This window comes from Ewingella americana, assembly GCF_006438725.1.
GTDB classification, from domain to species: domain Bacteria; phylum Pseudomonadota; class Gammaproteobacteria; order Enterobacterales; family Enterobacteriaceae; genus Ewingella; species Ewingella americana_A.
Map to the genome: position 1 here is coordinate 282544 of NZ_RCZD01000003.1, position 15596 is coordinate 298139.

Below are 15596 nucleotides of genomic sequence, written 5' to 3' on the forward strand. Positions count from 1 at the left end.
CAGGCGCGTTATATTTAATAGCGTTATTTTTAATACAAGACCTTGGTGACATGAGGCAGGTATTAACGCTTATTAATCCTGCCTCATGTCCTTTAATTACACATCTTTCTTAATTTTCAGCCATTCAGATTTAACTTTATCTTTAAATGATTCTTTCGGAGCCTGTTTACAGGCTTCAATTACCAGAGGGGTAACTTTTTGTATACCTTCTACATTCAGTACGGCAGCTTCAGGTTTTCCATGTGAATTTAATCCCTCAGCAAAGCTGATGGCAGTAGGCTGGAAGCTATCATCTAAGGCCAGGAAGTCTTCGCAGGTCCAGGAATTAACCGGCTTTGTATTGGCAGTTTTGGTGCTATCCGCAGCATAACTCGCTGTGGCAAAGGCCATTGCACCCACTATGCTGATAACTAATAATTTTAATTTCATTATTCTCTCTCCATTGAGTTAACTTATTAATCTGATTATTAATCGGGTATGCATGCATGTAGTGAAATATAGACCAGGAAAGCGTAATTGCAAATTCCACACAAAAAAATAGTACTTACCGGTTTAATTTGTAGCAGGCGATTTTTAACAGGAGGTGATTATATTTATAGGATATGACCTGATGCCGGTGAAAATCAGAAAATAATACCCGAGATAATTTGGCTAAATTTCAATGCCCTATAAGGTTTTATTTATTCTCTATTAATGTGAATAATAAGGAGGGTGAATTATTTTAAACCGATGTAATTCGGTTTTAAGGTTGAAGCTGTTCTATCAACCTGTCGATATTCTATGGGGGCAGGCAGTTGGCCCGGCGATCCGCGTCTGGGATAAGTAATGAGAAATCAGTCTTAATCACTCCTGCGGCAGCGGGCTAATCTAAGGTATTCATCGTGACCGGAGGACAGATAATGACGGATAAACTTACCCAGGCAGGGTTCTGGCGAGTCGCCCCGGATTCATCCACACTGGCGCAGCCACGCGTTTTCATCCGCCTATTTGTGGGCGAGGGGGAGATCGACAAAACCATCGCCTTTTATGAGAATCTGCATGGCGTAAAGGCCGATATGCGGTTTGATTTCCCTGAACATCGGCTGGTACTCGCCGCCGTAGGGCCATTCCTGATCCTTGAAGGCTCAGACGCAGATCTACTCCCTTTCCGTTCCACCGTGGGCACGCTGCTGGTGGATGACATCTACCCCTACTTCGAGCGGCTTTCGGCGTCGGGTGCGGAGATTTTCTTTGGCCCGGTCGACGTCCCCACCGGCGCATGTTTCAACGCAAAATTACCAGGTGGGCTGGTAATCGAATACGTTCACCACCGTCCACAGGAAAATGAGTAAGTGAGTTTTGTTGGCTGGGAGACGAAAAGGAGCGTTATTGGTGGCTTACAGGAATGGTTATAATTTTATATTTCTTTGATTTTATTGTTTAATTATAAGGTTATGGCTTCCAAGTCCAAGTCCAAGTCCAAGTCCAAGTCCAAGTCCAAGTCCAAGTCCAAGTCCAAGTCCAAGTCCAAGTCCAAGTCCAAGTCCAAGTCCAAGTCCAAGTCCAAGTCCAAGCCTAATGACACATGGGCGCATGGTTAAAGACATCGCTGATAGCATTCATCCAGACCAACGAGAAGCCGCCGCCGTATTTCTAACCAGATCGGCCAAAGAAGCCAGGGAGACGGAACGGCAAAACGGGGAGATAAAAGGCGTCATTATCACTCGTCGTTGATTTGGGGCCGCGCAGGGCAATGGCCCATTTATCGTGTCAGGTTTTTTCAGTGAAAGTTTTAAGCCCTTGCCGCCGCAAGCCCTGTGGCGCAAAGGTTTTCAGATTTTATGGTATATCCCGCCACTGCACTTTTATCACGGCATTTTCCACGAAAAATAATTACACTCAATTTAAACAAGGGATTACACCTAGTTTTGCAAGATTGCCGGAGAGGCGAAACTGAAAAAGACTGAAATCCTTTTCACACTTTTCAGTTTGGTATTCGTTACAGAACCCCAGGAACGGCGTGGCCTGGCGTATTGGTTTGTAGAAAAATGAAACTGAACAAATTAACTGATGCAAAAGCCGCAGGCGGGTGCGGTGTAGTGCAATTTTTGTTATTTGAACCGTTATGTTTCTGAACAAACTGATGAGTAAAATGACCGTTCTCATACACTTTGCTGGTTTCTAGAAAACTTGTATTTTACTATGCTGGATGTATTGTAAGAAAAGGGATTGTGATATCGAATCTAGTAAAGGAGGTTTAATTGGACGCTGATAATAAAAAACATAGAGAGCAAACAAGAAGAAAAATAGATTTATATATATTGTCTCTTGCTATTCTATTTGGTTTTTTTATATTTATTACATGTAAAGTTCCGATGTGTTTTTCATCAACTTGTGAATATATTGGCTCGTGGGAATTATTAAAAACAAATATCGTTCCTGCTATATGCATATTATTATTGCTATATTGCCGCTTCGCTTATTCAAGATTCAAAAAAGACACAAGAAGGTCAGTTGAATTACCTTTTGAAATCATGAAAATAGAGAAAATAAATTACGAACATTTAACATTTTTGGCAACCTACATAATACCATTAATTACATTTGACTTTGAAAAAGAAAGGTATGTTTTTGTGTTGGGGGCATTATTGATTATCATGGGTATAATATATATAAAAACTGATCTTTTCTATGCTAATCCTTCACTGGCATTATTAGGTTTCAATATTTATAAGGTTAACGTTAAGTTATCCGAAGATAAAGTAAAAGAGGGGGTGGTAATTATAACAAGGCGAAAATTAGAGGAGAAACAGATGGTGAGTTATATCAAGCTTGATGATAGGGTTTATTATTCTGGTAATTAAGGGGTTTTTATGACTGCACAGATTTTAACTAAAGAACAGCTGGATGTGGATCTCCGGTATTACGTAGAAAATAAGGATTCAATTGCTGTAATTGTTTATGCAATAACCAAAGGAAATCCTACTCCCCTAAGGATGGATATCGAGGCTCCAGCTCAATCTGGACTTAAATCTCTTTTTTTAGATGTAATACAGAAAGATGTTATCGATAACGAAGAATTAACACTATTGCCTCTTTCATCCGCTGATGAAAGAGGCAATAGTGCTTTATCACTATGATATCGAAATACCTGAAGAATTAAACTGTTTGAATCGAAGTTTAGGCCAACCAGATGAACAGGAGTTTGATTTTAATGTTCATAAATTAGAAGATATAAGAGTTTTACTTATCTGCATAGGTAATATTGGGAGGCAGATAATTTTATATAAAACAATGGCTCCTGTAAATATTTTCTCACAGGATAGCTTCTTTCTTGTGAAGTCAGATACAAGACTTAAGGAAATAAAAGAGGATTTCTTCAGAGTTAGTGGTAATTTTCAAATAATAAAAGTCAATGAAAATGTCTTTGTCGTTGATCTGAGGTTAGTGGAAAAGATGTTTGGTTTTCATGAAGTAATAAAAAGGGAAGCGACTCAGGGGATGCAGGCTATCAGTGATATGAATATTGTAGCTAATATGGATGTTATGGAGGAGTTGATTGCTGATGTTAAATATGCTAGGAAGCTGACAAGAGTAGCCAAGGCTTCACCAGTAATTAAAGCCGGAATTGATAATTTGAATATCATTCAGTTCTGTAAAACTTATCCAACTCTCAAAGATCGCATCCGTTTTAATGAAGATGAGACAATGATTTCTTTAGATACGAAGGTGTCTAAAGATTTATTCATAAAAGTTTTAATGGACGATTTTTTAACATCTCAGTTAACTAAGTTTTATTATGATAGCATTGCTAAAGACACTTTAGCCGCGGAAGAAGATGCTGTGGTTAACTAATGAAATATTGTGGTGATACCATTCACCACAATATTTCATTGGAATACCATTCCAACATTTCTCTTCGTCCTTCTAGATACTGCGCATGATTATAAGTCCCTCTAATCGAGTTCTTATCAACATGCGCAAGCTGCATCTCAATCCATGCACTATCGAAACCTTGCTCATGAAGAATCGTGCTCATAGTATGCCTAAACCCGTGCCCTGTAGCTTTACCATGATATCCAATCAGCTTGAGCACCTTATTAATACTCCCTTCACTCATCGGCTTACTGGCGTTATTCCGGCCAGGGAAAACGAGTTGGTATCTTCCTGTCAGCATTTCTAATTGGCGCAAGATCTCCACTGCCTGAGTTGATAACGGAACCAGGTGAGGGCGTTTCATCTTCATACGCTCGGCAGGTATCAGCCACAGTGCATTATCTAAATCAAACTCTTCCCACTTTGCCGCACGTAGTTCAATAGTTCTTACACCCGTCATCGGATTTATGCTCTTGGCCAACTGTGATTTGGCTTCTTCACGTTTGGCGCGTGCCTCTGCCAACGTCACTGGGCCATAGACACCAAAAGAAATCATTTTAGGCTTACCTGCAAAGCGATATCTGAATCGCCAGCCCTTTACACCAGAGGTTTCGATAAGCAAAGAAAGCCATAGCCATCACTGAGTATGTAAGGCTTTTCGCCTGGTTTGGCGCGTTTTATTTGGATATCACTAAGCGGTATGTGTATAGCTCTCTACTTCGAACCTGAGTTATACACAAAAGAGCCAGCTTCTACTGGATTTTATGGGACGTCCTCAGACTATGAGATAGGTTTAATTCATTGAAATTAAGGGGGTTACGGACGTTTTTAGCTGTCTTTGGAAGTAATAATGGTGTCCCCTACAGGAATCGAACCTGTAACTAGCCCTTAGGAGGGGCTTGTTATATCCGTTTAACTAAGGAGACACGGGCGGTGTTGGAACCGCCCGCGTAGTATACCTGTTTTTGTCACAATAATAAGACGTTAGCCGGTCGTTTGGTTATTTCGTCGCCAGTTACGCGCCTTTGTCATCGCTTTGCGGCTGCTTCTTCGTGTTCGGTCTGTTCTTAGCCTTGTTCTGATTACTCATGTCGTTGCGGATCTGCGCGTGGCTTATCAGTGCGAAGATAAATGTGCCGCCGAAGATATTCCCGGCCAGTGTCGGCAGTGCGAACGGCCAGAGGAATTCGTACCAGGGGATAACCCCCGTGAACACCAGATACAGAATCTCTACCGAACCGACCACGATGTGCGTCAGGTCGGCGATGGCGACCAGATAGGTCATCAGCATGATCACCCAGATTTTTGCCGTGCCCGCCGAAGGGAGCATCCAGACCATGGTGGCTATCAGCCAGCCGGAAATAATGCCACTGACAAACATGGCGGTGGGTGTTTTCTCCATGATTTTTAGGCTGAGGGTGCGAAAGGCGGCGTCGGTATCGGCATCAAAGAACGGCACCAGATGAAACGCCAGCGCCGCGCAGGCGCAGCCAATCAGGTTACCCGCCAGTACCACGCCCCACAAACGCAGCAGGATGGCGACGTTTTTCAGCGTCGGTTTATGCATCACAGGCAAGACGGCGGTTACGGTGTTTTCCGTAAACAGTTGCTGGCGGGCCATGATCACGATGATAAAGCCTGCGGTATAGCCGATGTTCTCAATAAAGAAACGCTCGGGCGAATCGGGCAGGCGGGCATGCAGAATACCTTTGACCATCAACGATGCGCTGATCGACAGCCCCGCAGCAATCGCCGACCACATCAGGGCCAGCCCGTCGCGCTCCAGCTCCTTCTCACCCTCCATACGGATTTGCTCATGTACCGCTGCGGCGCGTGAAGGCAGATTCTCCTCATCGACTTCAATCTCAGTGCCTTGCGAATGTTCTTCACTGTCGACGTCCACGCCAGTCTCTTTGTGGTTATTTTTCTGGTTCATAAACCGTTCTCTCTGTGGTGTTGCAAAGCGCGCTGTAAAAGTTGCTGTTTAAGCATAGAAGAGAGAAAAGCGTTGTGTCGGGCCGAGGGAAGCCCAGGCTGCGACCCGTAGGATGCTTATGATATGATGCGCACTTGTGAAATTTACAGGATGCGCCCATGTTCGAAGCCCTTAATCTGAGTTGTGTGCGCGATGAGCGGACCCTGTTTAGTGGCTTAAGTTTCACCCTCGAACCCGGTGAAATGGTGCAAATTGAAGGTCAAAATGGTGCGGGTAAAACCAGCCTGCTGCGGATCCTGGCCGGGTTGTCATCGCCGGATGCCGGTGAAGTTCGCTGGCAGGGCGAAAATACCCGCCGTCAGCGCGACGTTTTTCACCAAAAGTTACTGTTTCTGGGGCATCAGCCGGGTATCAAAACCGTCCTGACTGCCTATGAAAATCTGGCGTTTTATCAGTCCGTTGAGGGTAAACAAGATGCTGATGCTATTTATCAGGCGCTGGAGAACGTGGGTCTGCTGGGTTATGAAGAGGTGACCGTGGCGCAGATATCAGCCGGGCAGCAGCGCCGCGTGGCACTGGCGCGTCTGTGGCTGACCCGCGCACCGCTGTGGATCCTCGACGAGCCGCTCACCGCCATTGACAAGCAGGGTGTCGCGACGCTGATTGCGCTGTTTGAACAGCATGTTAGCGGCGGCGGTATGGTGCTGCTGACCACGCACCAGGATTTACAGGGTGTTAACCGCACCGTGCGTCAACTGCGTCTGACAAGTGAACCCTATGTTGATTAACATCCTGCGTCGCGAGCTGAAAATCGCCTTTCGTAATAGTGCGGAGATCATCAATCCGCTGTGGTTTTTCATTATTGTGATTACGTTGTTTCCGTTGGGGCTGGGGCCTGAACCGCAGTTGCTGGCGCGCATTGCGCCCGGCATTGTGTGGGTTGCCGCACTGCTGGCTTCACTGCTTTCGCTGGAAAGACTCTTTCGTGATGACTATCTGGACGGTACGCTTGAGCAGCTTCTGTTGCTGCCTTCGCCGCTGTCACTCACGGTGCTGGGGAAAGTATGTGCTCACTGGGTGGTGACCGGTTTGCCGTTGCTGATCCTCTCGCCGGTGATTGCGTTGCTGCTTTCGCTGGATTTTGTTACCTGGAAAGCGGTGGCGCTGACATTATTACTCGGCACGCCGACCCTGAGTTTTATCGGCGCGGTGGGTGTGGCGCTGACGGTCGGCCTGCGTAAGGGCGGCGTGTTACTTAGCCTGCTGGTCTTGCCGTTGTATATTCCGGTGCTGATTTTTGCCACCGGTGCGATAGATGCCGCCTCAATGGGCATGCCGATTGGCGGCTATCTGGCCATTCTCGGCGCGATGCTGGTGGCGAGCGCGACGTTAACGCCCTTTGCCACGGCAGCGGCTCTGCGGGTGACTGTTCACTAATATATTTACCGGTCGTTACAAAACGGCAGAAAAATCGCAACCTTTGACTAACATCACACTTCCCTATAGGGAACAATAGAGCGATGCCCATAAGTGCGGATGGTGTCACATCAGACCGCACAAGAGCCCACTGAGGTTTCATGGCATACCACACAGTGCAAATTTAGAGTGAGCAACGATAACAATGTGGAAATGGTTACATCAACTTGCGCGGCCCGAACGGCTTTATCACGTCTGCGGCCGCTTTATCCCGTGGCTTGCCATTCTGGGTGTGGCCTGTCTGCTGATCGGCTGGGTCTGGGGTTTTGGCTACGCGCCGCCGGATTACCAACAAGGCAACAGCTACCGCATCATGTACATTCACGTCCCGGCGGCCATCTGGTCGATGGGGATTTACAGCGCGATGGCGATTGCTGCTTTCATCGGCCTGGTCTGGCAGATGAAAATGTCGGATCTGGCGCTGGCGGCGATGGCACCGGTGGGTGCGGTGTTCACTTTCATTGCGTTGGTGACCGGTTCCGCCTGGGGTAAACCGATGTGGGGCACCTGGTGGGTATGGGACGCGCGGCTGACCTCCGAACTGGTGCTGCTGTTTCTGTATCTCGGTGCCATTGCGCTCTATAACGCTTTCGAAGATCGCCGTCTTGCGGGGCGTGCGGCGAGTATTCTGGTGCTGGTCGGCGTGGTCAATATTCCCATCATTCACTATTCGGTGGAGTGGTGGAACACCCTGCATCAGGGTTCTACTAACATGCAGCAGTCCATCGACCCGAGTATGCGCTACCCTCTGCGCTGGGCTATCTTCGGCTATCTGTTCTTCTTTATTACCCTGACGCTGATGCGTCTGCGCAACCTGATCTTGTATCAGGAACGCCTGCGTCCCTGGGTGGCTTCACTGGTTAACAAGGAGCGACGCTGATGAACGCCGCATTTTCCAGCTGGCAGGCCTTTTTCAACATGGGCGGTTACGCGTTCTATGTCTGGCTTTCTGTCGCCGCGACGCTGATTTCCCTCACCGCGCTGGTGGTCCACACCGCCTTACAACGCAGATATATTTTGGCCGATGTTCGCCGTCGTCAGGCACGTGAAAAACGCATTGTGCAGTCCAATATTGAGGCTAAAAAACGCCAGGGCGCAGCGGGTGAAAAAAGCGCTGTGTCGGTGAAACCGGACCCGTCCGGGGAGACGTTACTGTGAATCCACGTCGTAAAAAACGCCTCTCGCTGGCCCTTGCGGTGCTGGTTGGGCTGGGGCTGAGTATTTCGCTGGTGATGTACGCGCTGCGCTCGAACATCGATCTGTTCTACACGCCAGGTGAGATCCTGCAGGGCAAAGGGGAAAACCACGAGATGCCGTTCGTCGGCCAGCGCCTGCGCATTGGCGGCATGGTGATGCCCGGTTCTGTAAAGCGTGACCCGACAAATTTGCAGGTCAGTTTCAAAATTTATGATGCCCGCGGCGCGATTGCGGTCACTTATAACGGCATCTTGCCGGACTTGTTCCGTGAAGGGCAGGGCGTGGTTGCGCAGGGCGTAATGCAGGCTAACAACGTGGTCGATGCCAAACAGGTTCTGGCTAAGCACGATGAGAAGTACGTGCCGCCGGAAGTGGAAGCGGCGATGAAAGATAATCACAAAGGGCCAGCGTCGAACTACGTTGGCAATTCCAAAGGAAGCGACCGCTCATGATGCCGGAACTGGGAACTTTTTCACTCTGTCTGGCTTTAGGTCTGGCAATACTGCTGAGTATTTACCCGCAATGGGGTGCGGCGCGGCAGGATAACCGCATGATGGCGATGGCTCGTCCGCTCTCTTACGGCATGTTTGCCACCATCATGCTGGCTTTCATTATTCTGGTTCACGCCTTTGTCGTGAATGACTTTACCGTGGCTTATGTCGCCAACAACTCCAACACGCTCCTGCCGGTCTATTACCGCATGGCGGCTACCTGGGGGGCGCATGAGGGCTCGCTGCTTTTATGGGTGCTGTTGCTGAGTTGCTGGACGTTAGCCGTGGCGCTGTTTAGCCGCAGTATGCCGCAGGATGCGGTGGCCCGCGTGCTGGCGGTGATGGGCATGATCACCGCCGGGTTCCTGGTGTTTATCTTGCTGACGTCTAACCCGTTTATCCGCACCTTGCCGGGCTTCCCGGTGGACGGCAGTGACCTGAATCCGGTGTTGCAGGATATCGGGCTGATTTTCCATCCGCCGCTGCTCTATATGGGTTACGTCGGATTCTCGGTCGCCTTCGCGTTTGCGATTGCCTCGCTGATGGCCGGGCGGCTCGATACCGCCTGGGCGCGCTGGTCGCGTCCGTGGACACAGGCTGCCTGGGTCTTCCTGACCATCGGCATCGTGCTGGGTTCGGCCTGGGCTTATTACGAATTGGGCTGGGGCGGCTGGTGGTTCTGGGATCCGGTAGAGAACGCCTCGTTTATGCCGTGGCTGGCCGGTACGGCGCTGATCCACTCGCTGGCGGTGACCGAAAAACGCGGCACCTTCAAAGCCTGGACGGTCCTGCTGGCGATCACCTGTTTCTCGCTGTGCCTGCTCGGGACTTTCCTGGTGCGTTCCGGCGTGCTGGTGTCGGTGCACTCATTCGCCTCTGACCCGGCGCGCGGTATGTTTATCCTCGCCTACCTGGTGATTGTCATCGGCGGATCGCTGCTGCTGTACGCCATCAAAGGTAACTCGGTGCGTGCACCAAGCCGCCATGAGCTGCATTCGCGCGAAAGTTATCTGCTCGGCAACAACGTGTTGCTGATTGCCGCCATGCTGGTGGTGTTGCTCGGTACGCTGCTGCCGCTGATCCACAAACAGCTCGGCATGGGCAGTATTTCCATCGGCGAACCTTTCTTTAATACCATGTTTACCTGGCTGATGGCGCCGCTGGCGCTGCTGCTGGGCATCGGCCCGTTGGTGCGCTGGCGTCGTGATGAGCCAAGCAAACTGTGGCGCCGGTTGGGCGTGGCGCTGGTGGTGACGTTGTTGCTGTCGATTCTGCTGCCGTGGCTGTTGCAGGATAAAATCATCGGCATGACGGTGGTCGGCCTGCTGATGTCAGTGTGGGTGATTGTACTGACGCTGATGGAGCTGCACGAACGCGCTACCCACCGCCATACCTTCTGGCGCGGTCTGACGCATCTGTCGCGTAGCCACTGGGGCATGGTGCTCGGCCATCTTGGCGTAGCGGTGACGGTGATTGGTATCGCCTTCAGCCAAAATTACAGCGTCGAGCGTGACGTACGCATGAAAGCCGGCGATAGCGTGGATATCCATGATTACCACTTTGTTTTCCGTGATATGCGCGACATTCAGGGTTCGAACTATTCCGGCGGCGAAGCCAATATTGACGTCACCCGCCACGGTAAGCTGGTCACCACGCTGCATGCTGAAAAACGTTATTACAGCGTGGCGCATACCATGATGACCGAAGCCGCTATCGACGGCAATCTGGCGCGTGATCTCTACGCCGCACTGGGTGAAGAGATGGATGACGGCTCATGGGCGGTGCGTCTGTACTACAAACCTTTCGTGCGCTGGATCTGGCTCGGCGGCCTGCTCATGGCAGTCGGTGGCATCTTCTGTATTCTCGATCCGCGTTACCGCATGAGTAAAAAACTCAAACGTCAGGGCAAAACGGAGAGTGAAGAAGCATGAACCGCAAACTCCTGTTCGTTCCGTTTGTGCTGTTTCTGGCGCTGGCTGCGGCCTTTCTGGTGCAACTGACCCGTAATGCTAATGGCGATGATCCGACGCTGCTCGAATCGGCGCTGATCGGCAAACCGGTGCCGGTGTTTAAACTGGAATCGCTGTCGCAACCGGGTAAAACCTATGACCAGTCGGTGCTGCGCGACGGCAAGCCTATTCTGCTCAACGTCTGGGCGACCTGGTGCCCGACCTGCCGTGCCGAACATGAATATCTGAATACACTGGCGGCCAAAGGTATCCGCGTGGTCGGCCTCAATTACAAAGACGATCGCCAGAAGGCAGTGAACTGGCTCAACACGCTGGGCAACCCTTATGCGCTGAGTCTGTATGACGGCGACGGGATGCTGGGGTTGGATCTTGGGGTCTACGGCGCGCCGGAAACTTTCCTGATCGACGGGCAGGGCATTATCCGCTATCGCCATGCAGGGGATATGAATGAGAAAGTATGGCAGCAGGAAGTGATGCCGCTGTACAAACAATATGGCGGTGATGCATGAAAATGGGCTCATCGCTCGCGGCTCTGCTGCTCGGCCTGTGCCTGAGTTTTGGCGCGTTCGCGGCCATCGATACCTATCAGTTCAAGTCGGATGCGCAGGAACAGCAGTACCGGCAGATAACCGAACAACTGCGCTGCCCAAAATGCCAGAACACCAGCATTGCGGCATCGGACTCTATTATTGCCGCTGACATGCGCACCAAGGTTTATCAGTTGCTAAACGAAGGCCAGAGCCGTGAGCAAATCGTGCAATATATGGTGGCGCGCTATGGCAACTTTGTGACTTATGAACCGCCGGTTACACCATCGACCCTTATTCTGTGGCTCGGTCCGCTGCTGTTTGTACTGATGGGTGTGACGGTCATCGTGATGCGGGCGCGGCGGCAGGGGGGGCTGGTCAGCGCGAAAAACCGGGTGAATGTTACCGCCGAAAAGGCGCTACCTCCTTGCGAACTTTCATTAACAGAACAACAGCGCCTGGCGCACTTATTGAATGATATAAAGATGAAAGACAGTGACGGGAAAGCATCATGAGTATTTTTTGGCTGATCATTGTAGTGATGTTGATGATTGCTGTTGCACTGTTTGTCGTGCCGGTGTTGCGTGGCGACCGCGCTGAGCACACGTCGCGCGATGCGCTGAACAAAGCCTTTTACCAACATCGCCTGAGCGAACTTGAGCAGGACGAAGATCAGGGTGTCGTCGATGAGCGGCCGCAGCATATCCGTGAATTGCAGGAGAACCTGCTGAGCGATATTCCTGAACAGGCCACTCGTGTCGGGCAGCCAATTGGCCGCTGGACGCTGGTGCCGGGTACGCTATTGCTGGTATTGGTGACGCTGGGCTTCTATTTCTATGTCGGCGGTCTGGGGCAGGTGAGTGCATGGAATCAAATTATGGCGCGGATGCCGGATCTGCGCCACCGCATTGCCGATGAGAATTCGCCACCGCTGACCATCATGGACGTGCAGGATTTAGGCTTAGGGTTGCGCACTGATTTGCAAAAAGACCCGTCGAATGCCAAAGACTGGATGCTGCTGGGGCGTGTCGGAATGGCACTCAATAATGCCAGTACCGCGACGCAGGCCTTCGCCCACGCCTATCAGCTTTCTCCGAGTGATGCGGAGATTAAGCTCGGTTATGCCGAAGTATTAACCCGCTCTGCAGATCCGCAAGATAATATTAGCGGCAGTAAACTCTTACGCAGTATGCTGGAGCAGAATCAGGCTAATTTACGCGTATTGAGCCTGCTGGCCTACAATGAATTTGAGCAGGGTCATTATCCGCAGGCCATCGGCGCGTGGCAGTTGATGCTGAAAATTTTGCCCCCCGGTGATAAGCGTGGCGATATGGTTCGCGCCAGTATTGAACAGGCCAGGGTAAAGTCCGGGCAGGGGAATGTCAGTCTCGGCATCAATGTTACTCTGTCTGTGGAAGTGGCCAAACAGCTTCCCCAACAAGGTACTGTGTTTATATCGGTGACCGATGGCAGCAACCCGGTTCCGGTCGCGGTGAAAAAGTTGCCACTGAGCCGGTTCCCGTTGGCCATGACCATGGATGACAGCAACGCCATGATGCCGCAAAGATTGCTTTCTTCACTGCATCAGTTAAAAGTACGCGTTCGAATTTCACCAAACGGTCTGGCCACGCCATCGAAAGGCGACTGGTACGGTGACAGTTCGCTGACTGATTTTTCCGGCAATGGACAGGTCAGCATTGAGATTAATCAGCAGGTTCCCTGAAAGCGGAACCGAAGAAAAATAGGGAGATAACCATGAACTTACGCCTGACTGGGCTGGCGTTTGCGACAGTCGTGCTGGTGGGCTGCGCCGGTGCGTCATCGGACAGCGAACCGCAGGGACGTTCCGATCCGCTTGAAGGCTTCAACCGTACCATGTTCAATTTCAACTACAACATTATGGACCCGTATGTACTGCGTCCGGTGGCTGTAGCCTGGAAAAACTATGTGCCGGTGCCTGCGCGTAACGGGATGACCAACTTCTTCGATAACCTCGACGAACCGGCCAGCATGGTCAATGCCTTTGCACAAGGTGACCCGTACCGGGCAATGATCCACTTCAACCGTTTCTTCCTCAATACCTTACTGGGTATGGGCGGTCTGATTGACGTAGCGTCAATGGCCAACCCAAAACTGGCGAAAGAAGAGAAACGCGGTTTTGGTACAACGCTCGCGCATTATGGCGTTGGCTATGGTCCTTACGTTCAGCTTCCGGCTTATGGCAGTTTCACACTGCGTGATGAAGGTGGCGACACGGTGGATTACCTCTACCCGATGCTCAGCTACCTGACATTCTGGATGTCGGCCGGTAAATTTGTGCTTGAAGGCGTGGAAACCCGTGCTGAATTGCTCGATTCCGATCAAATTCTGCGAAATTCTTCCGACCCTTACCTGATGATGCGTGAAGCTTACTTCCAGCGTCATGACTTCCTGGCGAGTGGCGGTAAACTGACGCCGCAGAACAACCCGAATGCGGCGGTGATTCAGGGTGATTTAGACAGTATCGATTCCGCGAACTGATCGGTTCCGTCCATTTTACCTGATCAATAAAAAAGCGCCTTGCGGCGCTTTTTTTGTCTCTGTCACTCGACGTACGGCAGGTATCAGAAGGTATAGTTAAAGTTCGCGCCGTACAGCATCGCGGTCCCTTTGGCCTGGAACTCATAGTTCGGCACACCATTGGCGACCTTCTCACTGATATTCACCGTCTGGCCATGCATGTAAGACACGCCCAAATCCACGGAAGCATCTTTGTTAAATGCGTAAGTGGTCCCTGCGCTTATCCAGAAACGGTCCTGATCGGGAATGGAAATGGTGCGGTTGTCGGCTGGCACTGGGCTGTCATCGAAGGCAATACCGGTACGGAAGGTCCAGTTATCATCATAGTAATAGGTGGTACCCAACGCGATGCGGTAGGCGTCCTGATAACCTTCATGTTTTTCAAACAGTGTCTGGCCGTTGTTGCCGGTGGCTTTCAGCTCCTGGAATTCGCTCCAACTGGTATACGCCATGCTGTAGTGAATTGCCCATTTAGGGGCCACTTTGTTATAACCCGAGATCTCCCACACTTCCGGCAAGTTCAGGGTCAGTGCACCCGGAACGGTACTTCCACCGGTACCGCCTAATCGCGCAGGAATGCCGTTTTTATAGTCGCCGTTGAAGTCGATATTCACTTTCGAACGGTAGGTAAAGCCGTAACGGTTATTGTCATCCACTTCATACAAGATGCCGGCGTTCCAGCCGTAGCCCCATTCGTGACCTTGCAGGTCAGCGACTTCGGTACTTGGCGTGATCAACCCACGGGAAGTGATCGGACCTAACTCACCGGCAGTACGGGTAATTTTGGCCTTGGCATACACGGCGTCAAAACCCAGACCCAGACTGAAGTGCTGGTTAATACGATAGGCGGCGCTCAAGTTAGTGTTGACCGTCGTCAGATCGGTTTCACCTCCCAGAGGACCGGCGGCGTAGTTGTCGTTAAACTGAGTTGCCAGCCCGTAGTTGGAGGTGGCAGAAGCACCTACAGCCCACTGGTCGTTCAACGGCATAATAAAGTGAATGTTTGGGATCCACTGATTCGGCGCGATGTTATCCGCATCAGTGCTGTTTCCTGTTACAGGAGAACGGCCGGTAATATTGACGTTCGGGTCAACGTAGACTGCGCCGATGGAGAAAGACGGACGGGAGAACATGGTCATGGTAGCTGGGTTACGGCTGCCGGATGCTGCGCTATCAGCAATGGCCCCTTCACCTGAAAACGAACGACCAAGACCGGCTGCGGTGTATTCATTTAACTGAAAACCGGCCGCATACACATTTGATGAAACAATTGCCACTGCAGCTGCCAGAGCTGATCTTTTTAACAGGTTTTTCTGGTTCATGACCAAAACCTCAATTTTATGTTTTTTATCAAACAATGTTACATGGAGTAACAATGAGCGCAGGATTGTAGGGTTCGTTCTCAGTCTGACAAATCAGACCAGTGAGCGAAGTATAGGTCCGACCTGTGCGTATGTTGCAATGATGTTTCTTATATATTTCAGATTTGATGTTGAAAATTAGATCCGCTTAACAAAAAACAAACAGTTTGAGGTGAACTAAATAACGTTTCAGGTGGATGTTCGAGATGAATTTAACTTCTCAT

The 15596-nt window shown here is 50.3% G+C and carries 17 protein-coding genes, 1 tRNA gene and 1 pseudogene; 14 read left to right on the forward strand and 5 right to left on the reverse strand.

Annotation, left to right across the window (positions count from 1 at the left end; translation table 11 throughout):
- Positions 1–96: 96 nt before the first annotated feature.
- Entirely contained in the window at positions 97–429 is a 333-nt protein-coding gene (hdeA, locus tag EAH77_RS07165) for an acid-activated periplasmic chaperone HdeA (RefSeq protein WP_140471149.1), read from the reverse strand.
- A gap of 470 nt (positions 430–899) precedes the next feature.
- Here hdeA and EAH77_RS07170 point away from each other — a divergent pair, with 470 nt between their 5' ends.
- The 4 genes from EAH77_RS07170 (at position 900) to kwaB (ending at position 3834) form a co-directional block, all read left to right on the forward strand.
- Positions 900–1331, forward strand: a complete 432-nt coding sequence (locus tag EAH77_RS07170; RefSeq protein WP_140471151.1) for a VOC family protein — start codon at positions 900–902, stop codon at positions 1329–1331.
- 909 nt (positions 1332–2240) lie between these two features.
- Positions 2241–2843: an anti-phage protein KwaA gene (gene kwaA / locus EAH77_RS07180; protein ID WP_140471153.1), complete on the forward strand. Its 603-nt coding sequence runs from the start codon at positions 2241–2243 to the stop codon at positions 2841–2843.
- A gap of 9 nt (positions 2844–2852) precedes the next feature.
- Positions 2853–3119 (forward strand): hypothetical protein, encoded by a 267-nt coding sequence (locus EAH77_RS25495; protein WP_241673411.1) that lies wholly within the window; start codon positions 2853–2855, stop codon positions 3117–3119.
- Positions 3103–3834 (forward strand): anti-phage protein KwaB, encoded by a 732-nt coding sequence (kwaB, locus tag EAH77_RS07185; protein ID WP_241673412.1) that lies wholly within the window; start codon positions 3103–3105, stop codon positions 3832–3834. The genes EAH77_RS25495 and kwaB overlap by 17 nt, the downstream gene beginning before the upstream one ends.
- A 22-nt stretch (positions 3835–3856) precedes the next feature.
- Here the strand turns inward: kwaB and EAH77_RS07190 are convergent.
- The 3 genes and pseudogenes from EAH77_RS07190 to EAH77_RS07200 form a co-directional block, all read right to left on the reverse strand.
- Positions 3857–4557, reverse strand: a pseudogene (locus tag EAH77_RS07190) (tyrosine-type recombinase/integrase).
- Positions 4558–4706: 149 nt separating this feature from the next.
- Positions 4707–4781 (reverse strand) — tRNA-Arg (locus tag EAH77_RS07195).
- 89 nt (positions 4782–4870) lie between these two features.
- The gene (locus tag EAH77_RS07200; protein ID WP_140471155.1) at positions 4871–5791 is read right to left on the reverse strand and encodes a formate/nitrite transporter family protein; all 921 of its coding nucleotides are present in this window, start codon (positions 5789–5791) and stop codon (positions 4871–4873) included.
- 158 nt (positions 5792–5949) lie between these two features.
- On the opposite strand from EAH77_RS07200, the gene ccmA reads away from it, so the two are divergent.
- The 10 genes from ccmA (at position 5950) to mlaA (ending at position 13972) form a co-directional block, all read left to right on the forward strand.
- Positions 5950–6579, forward strand: coding sequence for a cytochrome c biogenesis heme-transporting ATPase CcmA (ccmA, locus tag EAH77_RS07205; RefSeq protein ID WP_140471157.1), 630 nt, complete (start codon positions 5950–5952; stop codon positions 6577–6579).
- Positions 6569–7228: a heme exporter protein CcmB gene (ccmB, locus tag EAH77_RS07210; RefSeq protein ID WP_140471159.1), complete on the forward strand. Its 660-nt coding sequence runs from the start codon at positions 6569–6571 to the stop codon at positions 7226–7228. Before ccmA ends, ccmB begins: the two co-directional genes overlap by 11 nt.
- Before the next feature lie 184 nt (positions 7229–7412).
- The gene (locus EAH77_RS07215; RefSeq protein WP_140471161.1) at positions 7413–8147 is read left to right on the forward strand and encodes a heme ABC transporter permease; all 735 of its coding nucleotides are present in this window, start codon (positions 7413–7415) and stop codon (positions 8145–8147) included.
- The gene (ccmD, locus tag EAH77_RS07220; protein WP_140471163.1) at positions 8147–8425 is read left to right on the forward strand and encodes a heme exporter protein CcmD; all 279 of its coding nucleotides are present in this window, start codon (positions 8147–8149) and stop codon (positions 8423–8425) included. The genes EAH77_RS07215 and ccmD overlap by 1 nt, the downstream gene beginning before the upstream one ends.
- A complete protein-coding gene (gene ccmE / locus EAH77_RS07225; protein WP_140471165.1) occupies positions 8422–8916 on the forward strand; it encodes a cytochrome c maturation protein CcmE in 495 nt (164 codons plus the stop codon). Before ccmD ends, ccmE begins: the two co-directional genes overlap by 4 nt.
- Positions 8913–10886 (forward strand): heme lyase CcmF/NrfE family subunit, encoded by a 1974-nt coding sequence (locus EAH77_RS07230; protein ID WP_140471167.1) that lies wholly within the window; start codon positions 8913–8915, stop codon positions 10884–10886. Before ccmE ends, EAH77_RS07230 begins: the two co-directional genes overlap by 4 nt.
- A complete protein-coding gene (locus tag EAH77_RS07235) occupies positions 10883–11434 on the forward strand; it encodes a DsbE family thiol:disulfide interchange protein (protein ID WP_140471169.1) in 552 nt (183 codons plus the stop codon). Before EAH77_RS07230 ends, EAH77_RS07235 begins: the two co-directional genes overlap by 4 nt.
- The gene (locus tag EAH77_RS07240; RefSeq protein WP_140471171.1) at positions 11431–11967 is read left to right on the forward strand and encodes a cytochrome c-type biogenesis protein; all 537 of its coding nucleotides are present in this window, start codon (positions 11431–11433) and stop codon (positions 11965–11967) included. The genes EAH77_RS07235 and EAH77_RS07240 overlap by 4 nt, the downstream gene beginning before the upstream one ends.
- Positions 11964–13175, forward strand: a complete 1212-nt coding sequence (gene ccmI, locus EAH77_RS07245) for a c-type cytochrome biogenesis protein CcmI (RefSeq protein ID WP_140471173.1) — start codon at positions 11964–11966, stop codon at positions 13173–13175. The genes EAH77_RS07240 and ccmI overlap by 4 nt, the downstream gene beginning before the upstream one ends.
- A 32-nt stretch (positions 13176–13207) precedes the next feature.
- Positions 13208–13972, forward strand: a complete 765-nt coding sequence (gene mlaA, locus EAH77_RS07250; RefSeq protein ID WP_140471175.1) for a phospholipid-binding lipoprotein MlaA — start codon at positions 13208–13210, stop codon at positions 13970–13972.
- Between the two features lie 83 nt (positions 13973–14055).
- On the opposite strand, the gene fadL is transcribed toward mlaA, so the two are convergent.
- Positions 14056–15333 carry a long-chain fatty acid transporter FadL gene (fadL, locus tag EAH77_RS07255; protein WP_140471177.1) on the reverse strand — a complete coding sequence of 426 codons (1278 nt, stop codon included), beginning with the start codon at positions 15331–15333 and terminating at the stop codon, positions 14056–14058.
- Positions 15334–15596: the final 263 nt, after the last annotated feature.

Coding starts and splice junctions, on each gene's coding strand:
- mlaA (WP_140471175.1), top strand. CDS start 13,208: ATGAACTTACGCCTGACTGGGCTGGCGTTTGCGACAGTCGTGCTGGTG.
- EAH77_RS07235 (WP_140471169.1), top strand. CDS start 10,883: ATGAACCGCAAACTCCTGTTCGTTCCGTTTGTGCTGTTTCTGGCGCTG.
- EAH77_RS07230 (WP_140471167.1), top strand. CDS start 8,913: ATGATGCCGGAACTGGGAACTTTTTCACTCTGTCTGGCTTTAGGTCTG.
- ccmD (WP_140471163.1), top strand. CDS start 8,147: ATGAACGCCGCATTTTCCAGCTGGCAGGCCTTTTTCAACATGGGCGGT.
- EAH77_RS07200 (WP_140471155.1), bottom strand. CDS start 5,791: ATGAACCAGAAAAATAACCACAAAGAGACTGGCGTGGACGTCGACAGT.
- EAH77_RS25495 (WP_241673411.1), top strand. CDS start 2,853: ATGACTGCACAGATTTTAACTAAAGAACAGCTGGATGTGGATCTCCGG.
- hdeA (WP_140471149.1), bottom strand. CDS start 429: ATGAAATTAAAATTATTAGTTATCAGCATAGTGGGTGCAATGGCCTTT.
- ccmI (WP_140471173.1), top strand. CDS start 11,964: ATGAGTATTTTTTGGCTGATCATTGTAGTGATGTTGATGATTGCTGTT.
- EAH77_RS07170 (WP_140471151.1), top strand. CDS start 900: ATGACGGATAAACTTACCCAGGCAGGGTTCTGGCGAGTCGCCCCGGAT.
- ccmB (WP_140471159.1), top strand. CDS start 6,569: ATGTTGATTAACATCCTGCGTCGCGAGCTGAAAATCGCCTTTCGTAAT.
- EAH77_RS07215 (WP_140471161.1), top strand. CDS start 7,413: ATGTGGAAATGGTTACATCAACTTGCGCGGCCCGAACGGCTTTATCAC.
- ccmA (WP_140471157.1), top strand. CDS start 5,950: ATGTTCGAAGCCCTTAATCTGAGTTGTGTGCGCGATGAGCGGACCCTG.
- fadL (WP_140471177.1), bottom strand. CDS start 15,333: ATGAACCAGAAAAACCTGTTAAAAAGATCAGCTCTGGCAGCTGCAGTG.
- EAH77_RS07240 (WP_140471171.1), top strand. CDS start 11,431: ATGAAAATGGGCTCATCGCTCGCGGCTCTGCTGCTCGGCCTGTGCCTG.